Source organism: Methanobrevibacter sp. (assembly GCF_045539575.1).
Classification (GTDB): domain Archaea; phylum Methanobacteriota; class Methanobacteria; order Methanobacteriales; family Methanobacteriaceae; genus Methanocatella.
Map to the genome: position 1 here is coordinate 1 of NZ_JAZQFM010000016.1, position 14,643 is coordinate 14,643.

General features: G+C 40.8%; 15 protein-coding genes and 1 pseudogene. 9 read left to right on the plus strand and 7 right to left on the minus strand.

The genetic code is table 11. The features are described 5' to 3' along the window. From ACKI30_RS01965 to ACKI30_RS01975, 3 genes are all read right to left on the minus strand, one after another. Nucleotides 1–306 (minus strand): arginase family protein (locus ACKI30_RS01965; protein ID WP_407409434.1); only part of this gene is annotated, 306 nt, incomplete at its 3' end. Between the two features lie 39 nt (nt 307–345). After that, entirely contained in the window at nt 346–744 is a 399-nt protein-coding gene (locus tag ACKI30_RS01970; protein WP_407409436.1) for a translation initiation factor IF-5A, read from the minus strand. A gap of 142 nt (nt 745–886) precedes the next feature. Beyond that, nucleotides 887–1,240 carry a hypothetical protein gene (locus tag ACKI30_RS01975; RefSeq protein ID WP_407409437.1) on the minus strand — a complete coding sequence of 118 codons (354 nt, stop codon included), beginning with the start codon at nt 1,238–1,240 and terminating at the stop codon, nt 887–889. Between the two features lie 71 nt (nt 1,241–1,311). Here ACKI30_RS01975 and ACKI30_RS01980 point away from each other — a divergent pair, with 71 nt between their 5' ends. The 9 genes from ACKI30_RS01980 to ACKI30_RS02020 all read left to right on the plus strand — a co-directional run bounded on the left by ACKI30_RS01980 (nt 1,312) and on the right by ACKI30_RS02020 (nt 11,230). Then, nucleotides 1,312–1,758, plus strand: coding sequence for a pyruvoyl-dependent arginine decarboxylase (locus tag ACKI30_RS01980; RefSeq protein ID WP_407409439.1), 447 nt, complete (start codon nt 1,312–1,314; stop codon nt 1,756–1,758). A 34-nt stretch (nt 1,759–1,792) separates the two neighbouring features. Continuing rightward, nucleotides 1,793–3,652: a bifunctional NADP phosphatase/NAD kinase gene (locus ACKI30_RS01985; RefSeq protein WP_407409441.1), complete on the plus strand. Its 1,860-nt coding sequence runs from the start codon at nt 1,793–1,795 to the stop codon at nt 3,650–3,652. Continuing rightward, nucleotides 3,645–5,066 carry a coenzyme F430 synthase gene (gene cfbE, locus ACKI30_RS01990; RefSeq protein ID WP_407409443.1) on the plus strand — a complete coding sequence of 474 codons (1,422 nt, stop codon included), beginning with the start codon at nt 3,645–3,647 and terminating at the stop codon, nt 5,064–5,066. The genes ACKI30_RS01985 and cfbE overlap by 8 nt, the downstream gene beginning before the upstream one ends. A 144-nt stretch (nt 5,067–5,210) precedes the next feature. Next, nucleotides 5,211–6,080, plus strand: coding sequence for a hydroxymethylbilane synthase (gene hemC, locus ACKI30_RS01995; protein ID WP_407409445.1), 870 nt, complete (start codon nt 5,211–5,213; stop codon nt 6,078–6,080). A gap of 14 nt (nt 6,081–6,094) precedes the next feature. After that, nucleotides 6,095–7,048, plus strand: a complete 954-nt coding sequence (locus ACKI30_RS02000) for a Gfo/Idh/MocA family oxidoreductase (protein ID WP_407409447.1) — start codon at nt 6,095–6,097, stop codon at nt 7,046–7,048. Between the two features lie 13 nt (nt 7,049–7,061). Continuing rightward, nucleotides 7,062–7,673: an orotate phosphoribosyltransferase-like protein gene (locus ACKI30_RS02005; RefSeq protein ID WP_407409449.1), complete on the plus strand. Its 612-nt coding sequence runs from the start codon at nt 7,062–7,064 to the stop codon at nt 7,671–7,673. 251 nt (nt 7,674–7,924) lie between these two features. After that, a complete protein-coding gene (locus tag ACKI30_RS02010) occupies nt 7,925–9,865 on the plus strand; it encodes a cation:proton antiporter (RefSeq protein WP_407409451.1) in 1,941 nt (646 codons plus the stop codon). A gap of 38 nt (nt 9,866–9,903) precedes the next feature. After that, the gene (locus ACKI30_RS02015; RefSeq protein WP_407409453.1) at nt 9,904–10,311 is read left to right on the plus strand and encodes an HIRAN domain-containing protein; all 408 of its coding nucleotides are present in this window, start codon (nt 9,904–9,906) and stop codon (nt 10,309–10,311) included. Next, on the plus strand, nt 10,301–11,230 hold the full coding sequence (locus ACKI30_RS02020) for an ARPP-1 family domain-containing protein (RefSeq protein ID WP_407409455.1): 930 nt from the start codon (nt 10,301–10,303) through the stop codon (nt 11,228–11,230). The genes ACKI30_RS02015 and ACKI30_RS02020 overlap by 11 nt, the downstream gene beginning before the upstream one ends. Here ACKI30_RS02020 and ACKI30_RS02025 read toward each other — a convergent pair. The 4 genes and pseudogenes from ACKI30_RS02025 to ACKI30_RS02040 all read right to left on the minus strand — a co-directional run. Next, a complete protein-coding gene (locus ACKI30_RS02025) occupies nt 11,220–12,899 on the minus strand; it encodes an N-6 DNA methylase (protein WP_407409457.1) in 1,680 nt (559 codons plus the stop codon). The two genes, ACKI30_RS02020 and ACKI30_RS02025, sit on opposite strands and share 11 nt — an antisense overlap. Next, nucleotides 12,900–13,463: a restriction endonuclease subunit S gene (locus ACKI30_RS02030; protein WP_407409459.1), complete on the minus strand. Its 564-nt coding sequence runs from the start codon at nt 13,461–13,463 to the stop codon at nt 12,900–12,902. Between the two features lie 105 nt (nt 13,464–13,568). Continuing rightward, nucleotides 13,569–13,916, minus strand: a complete 348-nt coding sequence (locus ACKI30_RS02035; protein ID WP_407409461.1) for a hypothetical protein — start codon at nt 13,914–13,916, stop codon at nt 13,569–13,571. A gap of 337 nt (nt 13,917–14,253) precedes the next feature. Next, nucleotides 14,254–14,643, minus strand: a pseudogene (locus tag ACKI30_RS02040) (tetrahydromethanopterin S-methyltransferase subunit A); the annotation flags it as partial.

Sequence of the window (14,643 nt, forward strand, 5' to 3'; positions counted from 1 at the left end):
GTTCAAGTCCAAAATCTCATTGACCGTGTCCTCTACGATTGCGCATGTCTGCTCGCAGTTTCCGGGAATGACATTGACGTCTCCGAAATCGTAGAATGTGGTTGTTAATTCCTTGTTAAAAATAGTATTGTATTTTTCAAAACCAAATGAAGCTTCTCTGACTACAATTGGTCCTAAACGTGCACCGGAGTGATAAGAAGTAGTGCTGTCAAAGGGAACTCCGATTATCCCAAATGAATTTTCTTTAATGTTCTCAGTATCTTGTGAGAATGCAAATTTCCATGGTTCGTAAGTATTTAAAAGCATAATTGTCTAAAAAAGGAAAATAAATAAGAGAAAAAGAATCTAGTTAGATCCTCTGGTTCTCATTATTTTCATGTTTCCTAAAGCGACAATGTATTCTACTTCAATACCTTCGACGATTGCGTCTTTTAAGTCTTCAGGCATTGGTAAGTCAATGGTATCGTAGTTTTCCATATCCATAATTTGAACCATGTCACCTTGGATTGAAATAACTTGTCCTAATCTTTTATCGATGATAGGAATGTCAGTTTTACTGTCTACAGGTTTTACAAGACTTCTTTTTTGACCATCGAATACTCCGATAGCTTCGATTCTTGCTTTTGCTGCTCCGTGTTTACCAGGGGATGAAGTTGAGTAACTGACGATTTTACAAGCTTCTCCTCCTAAAACGATGTATTTTCCAACTTTTAATGTTTTAATTTCTACAACTTTTGTTGACATTAATTTTCCTCCATAAATTTAAAAACCGGTTTTTAATCTTATAATAAGCATTATTATTAGATTAGTATTAACTATATATTCTATTTTATATAAAGTATTCGTTTAATCTGGAAAAAATCAGAAAAAAAATAAGATGGAAAAATTAAATTCCACCCATATTATGATAATACAGGAGAAGTGAAGCCGCTGTTAAAATGAGTATCACGAAAATCCAGACTATGATGAATATCTTTTTTGAGTCACGTTCACCCTTAATCCAGTATTTCTCGCCTTTCATATCTGACTTGTGCCTTCTGGTGTTTTTGTAGAAATCGTCATTTCTCAGATAATTATAGAACGCCCTTGCAATGAAATAATAGATTACAACAAACACCACACCAATAAACGGAATTGACCCTCCGTGGAACACTGTCAGGACAATAACTGATGTTAGAAGCATCAGAAACATGAAAAGACATGCTGATATGAATATTGAAATATACTTATTGAAAATCATTAGGTACACCTAAACTTATATTATAATTCATTATTTAAATATGTTTTACCAAATAGAATAGTAGTGATATAATGAAAATTGCTATTGTTAGTGGAAAGGACGAAGGTCCTACAAAATTAAATGCATTCGATAATGCCCTAACCGATGCCGGAATAGGTGATGTCAACCTGATAAGAGTTTCAAGCATGCTTGCGGGCAATGCTGAAATCGTAGACTTGCCGACCCTTAAACCGGGCTCAATGGTAAACTGCGTCCTATCAGAAATTACCTCAGACGTTCCCGGCGAGGAAATAACTGCAGTCGTGGCATTGGCTATCGGTGAGGAACTGGGCTGCGTCGTCGAGACAACCGGGCGAAACCAAAAGCTTGAGGATTTAATCGACGAGGCAAAGCTCATGGTCGAATACATGATGGACGTGAGAGGAGTGGAAATAAAAGATCTGATAGTAAAACCTTCCACTACAACCGTGAAAAACATTGCATCAGTCGTTGCAAGCGTAGTTTACGTTGAAGAGTAATTAAAATATTATCCACCATTAATGAGGTGAAAAAATGGATGCCCGAGACAAGAAGTTAGCCACAGACCTGGCATATGAAATCATCAAGGAAGTAAGCAGAGCCACAAGACCATACATAGGAACACCCGAAGCAGGGGAAAAAGTCAAGATGGGCGCTGACGGAACTCCTACATCATTGATTGATGTGATTTCTGAAGAGATAGTCGTTAACATCCTAAAGGAAGCACCAGTATACTCATATTTAGTTAGTGAAGAGATAGGTGAATTGAGACTGGGTAACGGAACCAAAAGAAGCATTACACTTACCCAAGAACTTAGACGTGACGATTTAAGCGAAGATGAAAAGCCAAGGTTCATATTCCTGGTTGATCCGATTGACGGAACAAGCAATGCAATTAAGGAAATTCCTGCATTCGCAATCTCAATAGCTGTTGCAAGCGTTCCTGACGGAAGAGTTGCAACACTCAACGACGTTGAACTTGCATTCATTTCAAATCTTGCAAACGGTAACTTCTTTGAAGCTGAAAAAGGCAAAGGATGCTGGCTGAACAACAAGAGAGTGAAACCAAGCGATGAAGTTAAAATCAGCAACATGACACTTGGAGGATTTACCAAAAGTGGCACTTCACAGGCTTCCCAGCTTGTCGACAACGCAAGAAGAATGAGAGTGCTTGGAAGCGTTGTTCTGGAGCTTTCATATGTTGCAAGCGGAAGATATGACGCATTTCTCGACCTCAGGGGAAGCAGAATAATAGACATTTCCGCCGCAAAGCTGATTCTTGAAGAGGCAGGAGGAATAATCACCGACAAATATGGTGAAAAACTAAACACAACCTTGAGCATTTATGAAAAGTCAATTGTCGTTGCCGCAAACAATGAAGTGCTCCACAAGCAGATGATCGATATCCTAAACGACAACCAGACAGATTTCATCGGCAAGATAGGAATAATGGGAAGAATCGATCAGGACAGAAGCACACTGTTTTCAGCTAAAATCGTCGATTATCTTCTAACCAACGGAAGGGAAGTGCAAATTGAAAAAAGACTTGCACAAAATATAATGGAGCTCAAGCAGAATCCCGACCTTGAAAAAATCATTGAAAAGACAAAGGAAAACTATCCCGAAATGGGAGATATGCTTGACGATATAAACTTCAACATTGACTTTGAGAAAATGTCCAAATTCCTTCATGACTTTGACTGTGACATGGCAGTGATTCTGGGAGGTGACGGAACACTTCTGAGAGCGGAATCACACATGAATCCTGAAATACCGGTATTCGGCATAAACATGGGAACAGTCGGATTTTTAACAGACACTGAAATACAGGACACATTCATAGCCCTTGACGAGGTTCTGAGAGGAGACTACTATAAGGAAAAACGTTCAAGACTTGTAGTTTCACACGAAAACAACCACTATTCCGCAATCAACGAGGTTGTCATCATGACAAGCAAGCCTGCAAAGATGCTTCATTTCCAAATCAAGGTTGACGGGGAAATCATTGATGAGGTAAGGGCTGACGGACTGATCATTTCAACACCGAGCGGTTCAACAGCTTATGCGATGTCTGCCGGAGGACCTATCATGGATCCTAAAGTGGGCGGATTCATCATCATACCGATATGTCCGTACAAGCTTGGAGCAAGACCGTTTGTAGTGTCCGACAACAGTGAAATTGCAGTTAAACTGCTTAAAAAGGGTAAGAGTGCAGTGTTTGTTATGGACGGCCAGCGCAATGAGGAAGCGGATTACGAAGAGGAAATCAAGTTCAAAAAATCTGACAAGGACGCTTATTTCATAAGAACATCCACAAAATACTTCTACAAGAAGGTTAAGGACAAACTGGGTGAAGGCGGCGTCAGCAACCCCAACAGGTGTATAAATGAATAATCTAGTTATTGACATGACTCATGGCGGAGTGAAGATAGCCATCAGCCTTGCAAAAAAAGGCAGGAATGTCCTTGCATATGACATCTACAACACACTGAATGTCATTGACAGGAAAATGCTTGAGGTTTATGACGTTTGGCTTCTGGATGACTTGAGCGAACTTGCAAAATACAGGGGCGAGATGAGGATAATCTATCCGGTCCACCTCCCGCTGACATGTGAAGACATAACCGAAAACAATCCTGAGCTTAAATACTCATTCATAACCCATCACGCAGTAGTCAAGGAGCTTCTCGAGGACTGGGGAGATGACATAAAGAAAATTGAAATCACAGGAGTCAAGGGAAAGACAAGTTCCGTTTTCATGCTTAAAGAGATTCTTATTGATGAAAATCCTTTAATCCTGTCAAGCCTTGGAGCGCTTCTTTATGAGGATGAAAAGGAGATTGTCCTTAAAAGGGACATTTCAATAACACCTGCAAACATCAAGGAGACAATTGACCTTGCATACAAGATTGCAAATCCGATCTGCAAAATTGCTGACGGCGTTGTCGAAAGCGAAAACCTGAGAAAGTACAACTCAGCAATCTTTGAATCCTCACTTGGGGCAAGCGGAATCGGAGATGTCGGACTTCTGACAAACATTTCTGAAAACTACCCTATTGCAAAGGACAGAATGACCGCAAGCGAGGCCAAAAGGCAAATCTTCAGCTGCCCTACAGTGGTGTGCAACAAGGAAAGCCTTGATGAGTACTACAGTGACGTGCCCCATCCTAAAATCAATACATTTTCCCTCAGCGATGAGGATGCAAACCTGTACTGCGAAAGCGTTTCATACTCACTGGACAGGACAGAAATAACCGTAAAGTACAAAGATGTCAAGACAGTAAATGACAATATCTTAAACGGCACAATGACCGTCGAAACATTTGCACCGGGACGCCATCACGTATTGAACGTATTGGGAGTCATCCTGACAAGCCTTGCACTTGAAATTGATGAAGATAAAATAATTAATGGATTGGCTAATTTTAATGGAATTACTGGAAGGACCACAAAAAGAAGTAACGGGAATTTCACAATAATTGAAGAGATAAATCCCGGAATCAATACCGACGCCATAAGGCAATCCGTTGAAATGATCGACAATTTGGACGGCTGGTATGTTGCAATCGGAGGAGATTACGGAATCACCTGTGAAGAAATCGATGAAAACAAGGTTGCGGAGTATCTGGAAAGCCTTGAGTGTGAAATCATACTTACAGGAGATGTAGGCTCTTCAATAGCTGACAGAATGACTAAGGAAATATCATTGATTAAAGACTACACTGAAGTTTATGATTTGGCTTTAAAAAATGATAAGAATCTTCTGTTCATCTACAGGTCCGATTACCGCAAAGTTTCACAAAGATGATTCAAACTGATTTTTCAACTAAAAATTGAAACATTTAATTATTAAAACCTATAAAAATTAACAATGTAGAACTAGTTATAAGTATAGACTTATTTCTAGTAAAAATTAATTTTTCTAGAAAAGAAAAATTCGGAGATTTAAATAATGATTGTTGGAACCCGTGGGAGTCAATTGGCACTTGCTCAGACAAATCAGGTCTGTGCGACTTTGTCTGCATTAACCGGCAAGAAAATTGACGTTGAAATTATTAAAACTAAAGGAGATAAAATTACAACCTCCCAACTGTACAATATGGATTCAAAAGGTCTTTTCACCAAGGAACTGGACATTGCACTTTTGGAAGAGGAGGTTGATTTTACAGTACACAGTTTTAAGGATTTGCCTACCGAACTTGACGAGGATTTGGAAATCGTCGCTGTTCCAAAAAGAGAATCTCCAAATGAGGTCCTTATTTCAAATAAAACCTGGGACGAGCTAGGTCCGGGTTCCAGACTTGGAACCAGCAGCCTTAGGAGAGAAGCGTTCTGCAATCACTACGAAAAGGAATTTGAACTGAAACCTATTCGTGGAAATATTGAAACCAGAATCCAAAAGGCTTTAGGTGATGATTTGGATGCCACAATAATGGCTGAAGCGGGATTGAAAAGATTGAATCTGACAAAATACATCAAGACCGTATTTCCAATAGACTACATCACACCTCCTGCAGGCCAAGGGGCGCTGGCCATAATCACCCGTAAGGATTATGAGAAAAAAGAGACTATAGCTAAGTTAAATGATTACATTTCAATGCAAGAAGTACTTGCGGAAAAAAAGGTGCTTGAGGAGCTTGGAGTTGGCTGTCAGTGGCCGATCGGTTCCATTGCACGTATGAATGACAAAGAATTTAATGTTTATTCAATATTATTGACTAAAGAAGGAGAAATCCTTAAAGAGCAAAACGAAAAAGGTTCTATTAAAGATGCACTTGAACTTGGCGGGCGCATTGGAAGACTTTTTGCGGATTATATATAAACGGAGGAATTTAAGTGAAAACTGTTAACGTAGGAGTTATCGGAGTAGGAGCTATGGGTGAAAACCATGTCCGTGTCTATCACAAGATGGAGGAAGCAAATTTAGTCGCAGTTTCCGACGTCAGTGAAAGAGCTCTCAAGAAAATAGAGAAAAAATACGGGGCTAAGGGATACACCGACTATTGCGAACTACTCAAAAATCCAGAAATTGAAGCTGTAAGCGTATGTGTTCCAACCACTTTCCACCACGCAGTCGTAATGGAAGCAATCAAATGTGGAAAACACGTACTCGTTGAAAAACCAATCGCATTTACCCTGAATGAAGCGGAAGAAATGATTGCCGCTGCTAAAGAGGCAGGCGTGCTTCTTGCAACCGGACATGTTGAAAGGTTCAACCCTGCAGTTCAAAAAGCTAAAGAACTTATTGATGACGGAGTAATTGGAGACATAGTGTCTGCTTTTGCAAAAAGAGTAGGACCGCTCCCACCAAGGATTAAGGACGTTGGTGTATCAATCGATTTAGCTATTCACGATTTAGACATTATGAACTACTTATTCGAAGAGGAAGTCACTCAAGTTTACGGAACAATGAACAGCAGTTTCGATGATTCAGAATTTGAAGACCACGCTGAGATTATGGTAAACTTTGACAACGAATCAACAGGTATCATTGAAGTAAACTGGTTAACTCCTTACAAACGTAGAGAATTAGAGCTTACCGGTACCGCAGGAATCATTTCCGTGGACTACATCAAACAGAGCATTGAAGTGTACGGTAAGTTTGCTCAGGACATTCAAATCAAGCATGAAGAACCTCTTAAAGGAGAATTATACTCATTCTTGAACGCAGTTGTAAACAATACCGAACCAGAAATTACTGGTGAAGACGGACTTAAAGCTCTTAAGATGGTTATTGCTGCTAACAGATCATCCAAAGAACACAAACCGATCAGTTTTGAGGAATTATAATTTAGGTGATAATGTGAAACAAAAATTAATTCAAAAAGCTCAAGAACTAAGAGAACACGGATTCACCACCGGTGAAATTGCTGATGAACTTAATGTAAGTATGGACACAGCAAGATGGTTGACACTTCAAAAGGCTGAAGAGACCAAAGCTGACGCTCCTGTCGACTTTGCAATTAACTGGAAAAGCATTGGTGGAAACTCAACTCGCTTAAGTTATGTTTCCGGCGCTTTAAGCGACATGGCTTTAACACACGGTGAAGCTGATGTTGTATGCGGTATTGCAGTTAGTGGAATTCCATTTGCAACAGTAATGACTGAGTTTTTAGAGGACATGACTGGAATGGACACATCACTTGCCATTTACCACCCTAACAAACACAGAAAGGACAATGACCAGACTGACGACGAAGGTACCATCAGTACCAACTTCGGAAGCGTTGAAGGCAAAAAGGTCGTCATTGTCGACGACGTCATTACCAGCGGAAAAACCGCTAAGGAAGTTATCCACACAGTCAAGGATTTAGGTGGAGAACCTACCTGCGTTACTGTACTGATTGACAAGGCAGGCCTTTCAGAAATTGAAGGAATTCCTGTTGAATCTTTAATTAAAGTTAGTAGATTATAATCTACTACCCTTTCTCTTTTTAAACTGCTTTTAGCTCAAGTAATTGACAATACCATAAACCTGCCATATCAGAAATTTTCATCTATCGCAACGGAAAAACTGCACGATAAAAATCCATGATTAAATCACAAACCGCTATAACCAAATACCATTTACTTGATGAAATTATAATTTTAATCAATCGGATAATTAATTTAATAACATATGTAAAACAAATATGATATTGAAAAATATAATATGTAGATGAAAACATGGATATTTTACTACTTCAAAACATGTCAATAATTTTAATCACCGCAGTGATTGTGCTTCTGATTTTCAACAAGCTGAAACTGCCGACAATGATTGGACTGTTCATTACCGGAATCGTTCTGGGCCATGCAATCAATGACACAACACTGATATCAAGCCTTTCTGAGCTAGGAGTGATATTCCTGCTGTTCATTATAGGCCTTGAGTTTTCAGCAGAAAAGTTCTCTGCAATCAAGCGCTATGCACTCATCGGAGGTATCCTGCAGGTGGTTCTAACCACAGTTCTGATATCCGTTCTGGGCCTGGTTTTAGGCCTTGACCCTAATGCTTCACTATTCTTGGGATTCCTTGTTGCATTCTCATCAACAGCTATCGTAATGAAAGTAATGCAGCAAAAGCACATCACACACTCAGTTCAGGGAAGGGTAACCCTGGGTATTCTGATATTCCAGGACATAGCAGTAATCATAGTAATCTTAATCACCCCTCTTCTCGGAGGCCAATCCCTTGAGCTGCACACCCTGCCGACACTTCTCATCAAGGCAGTCGGCCTTGGCGCAATAATATTTGCAGGAGCAAAATGGTTCATTCCTCTGGCATTGAGGGATGCCGCCAAGACCAAAAACAGGGATCTGTTCCTTCTTTTGACACTTTTCATATGTATGGGAACAACCTTTGCAACCAGCCTTATCGGAATCGGCCCCGAACTGGGCGCATTCATAGCAGGGCTTCTGATTTCAAATACCGAATACTCCCATCAGACATTAGGATACATCCAGCCTTTCGAGGACGTGTTCATGAGCCTGTTTTTCATAAGTATTGGTCTGATGGTGAATCTGCATCTCTTTCTGGACAACATCGTCATAATTATCGCACTGACAGCAGTGATACTTGCAATCAATTTCATGGCCACACTGATTACTGGAATGGTGCTTAAGCTTCCGACCAAGGTTTCCATAAGCATTGCAATCCTTTTAAGTCAGATTGGGGAATTCTCATTCGTTCTTGCCAAGGAAGGTATGAAATACGGCCTCATGACAAGCGAGTTTTTCTCAATATTTCTTGGAGTGAGCATCCTTACAATGTCCTCCACTCCGTTTCTGGAAAAGCTGACTCCAAAAATCGTCAGGGCATTCTCAAAGATTGACTACTTCAATGTGGACAGCGAGCTTAAAAGCCTGCCTGAGGAGCTTGAGGATGCAGGAGAGATTGAGGACCACGTCATTCTTGTAGGTATGGGCCTTAACGGAAAGCAGATGGCAAAGGCATGCAGCGAGTTCAACATTCCATACCGTATCGTCGACATGAACCCTACAATCGTTGAAAACCAGCAGGCTCTCGGAATACCGATCATCTACGGAAAGGCATCAAATGAAAGCGTCCTGAAGGAGCTCAACATCACATCCGCACAGTGCATCGTGATATCCGCCTCCACATATGAGGAGACCCTGAAGACAATCGATGCCGCACGCCGTCTGAATCCGGACATCCACATCATAGTGCGTACAAGATATCTGAGAAACATTGACGAGGTCATTGAAGCCGGAGCGGATGAGGTTATTCCTAAGGAGTTCGAGACAAGTATCATGATGTTTACACGCATCATGGACTACTACAACAAGGATGCCGATGAGATAAGCGATGCTGTGAATGACCTGAGGTCAGACAACTATGACGCATTCAGAAACGTCACCTCCGAGGACATCTCCTCATACCTCAACTACAAGTACACAGATTTGGAAATCGATTCCATAAGGGTCAGCGAGGACGCACATCTTGACGAGTTTCCTTTTGAGGAGCACAGCCTGAAGGTTACAGGCGTCGTTCGTGGAGAGGACACATTCATTGAAGTCAACAACGATTTCAAATTCCTGGAGGATGACCTGATACTCTTCATTGGGCATCGTGAAAACATCAACAAGTTTTTTGAAAACATTTAAATAGTATAAACCACAAGATATACACAAGGTGATAATATATGTATATAACAATAACAGCTTTTCAAAACATGCACGGAACAAAACCATTGAAACTTGACGGCATCATCAAGCTCGTCAAGGAGCCGGACAACAAGTACGACACCGAAGCGATAGCATGCGAAATGAGATACTTCGGAAAAATCGGATACGTGGCAAACAGCACCAACACCGTCATTACCGGATGCATGAGCGGGGGAAGATTGTACGATAAGATAAACGATGAATACTTTGCTAAAATCAAATTTGTCACCGGTTCAGCAGCAATAGCAAAGGTAATGACATCAGACGAATACATTGCCGAGGTGGAAAACCCTGAAAGCGACATCCACTACCTCTCAGACAATCTTGGAAAAATAGATGTGGATTTCATATCCAAAAACATCAAGGGTGACGGCGATGATAGCTAGCATGGATGACTTCGAACTTCTTGACGCTCAGGTCCACAAGAACGTGGCAATCGTTCCTATAAAAACACCGGTGAATCACAAAATCGATTTGCTCACACTGAAAAAAGGATTTGAGCTGGGCCTTGTGGCAGTTGAGGAATGCGAACACTCAACAGTAAACACAATCATTGTTGCAAACAAGTCAGTGGTTCCTTTACTCCTTGTAGACGGCGAGGAAATAGTTGGGGGAGACCAGAACCGTATCATTGATGCAACAATTCTCATTGCACCGCAAAGTGAAATGAAAGTGCCTGTAAACTGCACAGAACACGGCAGATGGGGATTCAAACATAATTTCAAACAGTCCTCAAATATTGCAAACATACGCACCCGTGTTGCAAAAATACATGCCCACAGAAACCATGGAAGCGCCCAGCAGGCCGTCTGGGATTCAATAAATGAGCTTGAAATGTCAAGGGACTTCTCATCACCGACACAGGCAATGTCTGAAAGCTATGAAAATGCAAAGGCAGATTTGGACGAATTTTTGGATGCATTTGAAGTGGCTGAAGGCCAGAGCGGTGTTGCAGTATTGATTGACGGAGAGATGAAAGGCTTTGAAATCTTTTTGAATTCCGAAATATACAGGGAATATCATGAAAAGATTCTTAAAAGCTATCTCATCAATGCGGAGATAAATGAAAACGTATTTACCATAAACACGGACACCATTGAAAGCGTCATCGAAAATGCCTTAAACAGTGACTTTGAAGAGTTTAAAAATGAGGGTGAAGAAAAGAGATTTGAGTTTTCAGATGAGGACGGACTTGGAAGCCTTTACACATTCAAGGACCGTCTCATTCACATGTCATACTTCACAGGAAGCGCTGATTTGGACTCACAAAGCCCTAAAATTCATCAAAATGATGTTAGAATCTGATATTCAAATCAGACAACATCATATCTATTTTTTTATTCAGTCTTTTAAGATTTTCGTCAATTTCCTCTTTTTGATATTTGAGATCCCTCAGGGATACGAATTCCCCTTCGAAGGTGTCAACATACCTTGAAATTGACAGGTTGAACTCGTTTTCAGATATGCATTCAAGATCCACGACATTGGAGAACCTTTCAACTGCTATCCTCTTGATTAAAACATCAATCAGCTCATACATTGTTTTGCCGTCGAATACAAGGTTTCTTCTAAACATCCCCGGAACTGTATGTTTGAGTCTTGAGGTTTCATAGTTTTTGGACATGTCGACAAATACGATATCGTCCTTGGATCTGTTTTTGCGAAATACCACGATAATGTCTGAAGGCCTTGGTTTTGAAAGCTCGTCGGGAAGGCTTATGATGGCATCGATGTAGTTTTTCTCAACTGTCAGATATTTTCTGAGTGTCTGGAGTGAGTTTTTGGATAAAAAGCTTTGGGCCATGCTGACCGCCATTATCCCGTCGTCATTCAGGGAGTTTATGAGGTTTATGAGGAAGAGATATTCGCTGTCCTTAAGTGATTCGTATTCCCCCTGGAAATTGAGTCCGGCTTCCTTTTCAAGGTCCATCTTCTTTAATATGTCATCTATGGCGCTGTTGATTACCTCATCGTTCATCAGTGCTTCGCCGTCCATTGCAAAGTCATCTGATAAAACGCCTATGAGCTGTTTTCTTTTGGTGTTTCTGACCCGTTCTATATTCTGGCGTCGGTTGAATCGCTTATAGTTTCTCGGTGTGATTGAAGGAATTCTTGAAACGATAACGTCAAATGATGCATTGTTGATGTCGACTGATTCGAATGGAGATGAATAATCGAGAAATACCTTGTCCAAATCAAAATCACTTAAAAGCATCTTTACAATGCTTGCACAGTAAGTGATGTTATCAGCACATTTGCCGTAGGTGTTTGCCCATCGGGTGTCGTTTTTAAGTGCGATGAGTGATGCCCCGTCATTGAAAAAGGGATTGTATACATCGACTGCATCCATCTTTGCTGATGAGACTATTGCAGAGAGGACCTGAGTTACATATTCGGGGTCATGAGTTGTGCGGATGAGTTTTGAACGGCAGATCTGGTCAAATACCTCTTCAAACGGATATGCCTCCTCCATAACGTCCAGTCTTGAAATGAGAATTATGATTTCCTTAACTATCAGGTGGTTTTCCCCTTCAAATTCGAATTTGTTGATGTTGACTTCCCTTTTGAGCGTGTCGAAAAGGAAAGTGAAGTACTTTTCATAGTTGGAATCCCTGCTGAATTCCAGATGTTGTGTGAATGATGTAAAAAAGCGATGAATGAAGAACCTTTCGGAGTATGACTGGTTTATGACCTCATCAATGAAGCAGTTTGGACTGTCAATGAAGTATCCGAAAGTCTTTAGCGCATCATCTCTTAGATGCTTTCGGCACTCGTCGTTTTCATATGCCTCATCAAATGGGATTGCACTGTCCTCAAGAACCGTCATGAGATAGTCCTTGAGCAGGTCTGATGCATACTTGTAAAGGAATGCGTTGATGATTAAATAGGATATATCCTGTGTGAAATCGATTTGCCTGGTTTGTGAGAGGATGTTTCTCAGTATTTTGTAGTTGCGTGATCTTGATGGTCTCATTTAGAATTCCCCCCATAGCTGGTTCAGGATTCCTTCCTTAAGGTTTCTGTCATAGTCAACAACCTTCAGGTCCTCAGCTATCTTTTCATTTATGGTGTTGAGGAGATGGCCGTATCTTTTTTGGGTTTCCAAATCAGGAATTACAAGTTCCAGTTCCTTGATCTGCTTTAGTGATGCATGAGGAATCCTTTCGGTTGATGAGAGTTGATACAGTTGCTTTTTGATATGTGCGTTGGTAAGCAGGTGCGCTATAAATGAAGGGTCAATCCCCTCATGCGGTCTTATTATAGCTATCCTGTCGCTTATCACCAAACCCTCCTGGCTGACACAAACAACATCATACGGGTATGGCATCTTCATCAAAACGTCCCCCTTTCTGGTGAAATGGTGTGGTTTTAGGTTTTTTGGGTTCAGTCTCAATGAATCGAAATCGTCCAGTATTCCATCCTTTTTAATTGACCTTTGAACAATCACGTCGAACTGCTCTCCGGCATCGTCCAAATATCGCCTGAATGAAAGTCCTGTTGAGACTTCTGCGATATCCTTTAGTTTTGCTTTGTTCATGTTTCGCCTCTTCTATGGTTTTGGTGGTGATGCTGGTTAGACATCACCGGTGATGGTTAAAACAAGCATGCGTATTCGATTTAAATGAATTATACGTCATGATCGTTACTGGTAAAGTCCTTCCACGTCATCGAGAAGCGGGGTTTCCGGCACTTCTGACGGGTCAACCTTTTCGGCGGACACTCCTCCGATAACACCTATGCTTTGGATGTTGTCCTTAAGGACTGCGGTTGATGTTATTCCAGGACCTTGCGGTGAAAGCACAAAAAGGTCAAGGAAGGTTTCATCCTCCCCTACGATGAATGCAGGCTCGATTGCCTCTGCAGCCTTGGTTTGAACTTTAATCAATATGTGTTTGGCCTCGTTTTCACCTTCGATTCCGATTTCATCTCGGATGGTCTTGTCGAGACTCTTTACTTTGTCGCTCCAGTTTACTGAATGGTTATGGTTCACGTTATCACCTACTTTATTTTTTCCACTTACTGTGGTGGCGTTCGACTACATTTTTTAGAAATAAACATTCTTGGTGGAATGCATTTTTCTAAACAAGATACATATTTGCAATTATAGGTAGGTTGTAATAGTATATAAACCTTTTGGTTTTATTTTGATTTTTCTTAAAAGATACAACTTTCCACAATCACAAGTAGTTATATCTTTCAGGTAATATATAAAGGTTGCGGTTTTATTTGCATATTTTAAAAAAATGCACAAAAGTGACGGGATGCAAATGTGAAAAAGTAGGCTGGTGAAATGATTGATGTGTGAAAAAAAATAAAAAAATTGGAAGCTATGCTTCAGCTTCCTTCTTGTCTTTCTTGTCCTTTTTGACGATGACCATTCTTTCGTTTTCCTCGTCAACTTCCATGACAATAGGTTCGCCTTCAACGGCACCAGGATCCTTTTCAACGCATTCGTTTATCTTGGACTGGATAGCGCCGATGTCTTCAGTGTCAATCAAGTCAACGATTTCAAGCTGTTGCTGGAACCTTTCAACACCGTCAAGAGGAACGTTTTCAACGAATGGAATTGCTCCGGTAGCTCCGATAATCTTCTTCTTGTCCGGATCTGCACCGTTTTCGTGAAGTGCCTTGAAGCTCTGACCGGTAATGTGGCCCTGCACTTCAGCGCCTGCCAAAATCAAAAATCTGATGTTCGGATTTGAGATGATGTTCGCAAC

Bases quoted from the DNA above. Each gene is read 5' to 3' on its own strand.
- ACKI30_RS01980 (WP_407409439.1), top strand. From the start codon at position 1,312: ATGAAAATTGCTATTGTTAGTGGAAAGGACGAAGGTCCTACAAAATTA.
- ACKI30_RS01985 (WP_407409441.1), top strand. From the start codon at position 1,793: ATGGATGCCCGAGACAAGAAGTTAGCCACAGACCTGGCATATGAAATC.
- cfbE (WP_407409443.1), top strand. From the start codon at position 3,645: ATGAATAATCTAGTTATTGACATGACTCATGGCGGAGTGAAGATAGCC.
- hemC (WP_407409445.1), top strand. From the start codon at position 5,211: ATGATTGTTGGAACCCGTGGGAGTCAATTGGCACTTGCTCAGACAAAT.
- ACKI30_RS02025 (WP_407409457.1), bottom strand. From the start codon at position 12,899: ATGAGACCATCAAGATCACGCAACTACAAAATACTGAGAAACATCCTC.
- ACKI30_RS02010 (WP_407409451.1), top strand. From the start codon at position 7,925: ATGGATATTTTACTACTTCAAAACATGTCAATAATTTTAATCACCGCA.
- ACKI30_RS01975 (WP_407409437.1), bottom strand. From the start codon at position 1,240: ATGATTTTCAATAAGTATATTTCAATATTCATATCAGCATGTCTTTTC.
- ACKI30_RS01970 (WP_407409436.1), bottom strand. From the start codon at position 744: ATGTCAACAAAAGTTGTAGAAATTAAAACATTAAAAGTTGGAAAATAC.
- ACKI30_RS02015 (WP_407409453.1), top strand. From the start codon at position 9,904: ATGTATATAACAATAACAGCTTTTCAAAACATGCACGGAACAAAACCA.
- ACKI30_RS02030 (WP_407409459.1), bottom strand. From the start codon at position 13,463: ATGAACAAAGCAAAACTAAAGGATATCGCAGAAGTCTCAACAGGACTT.
- ACKI30_RS02020 (WP_407409455.1), top strand. From the start codon at position 10,301: ATGATAGCTAGCATGGATGACTTCGAACTTCTTGACGCTCAGGTCCAC.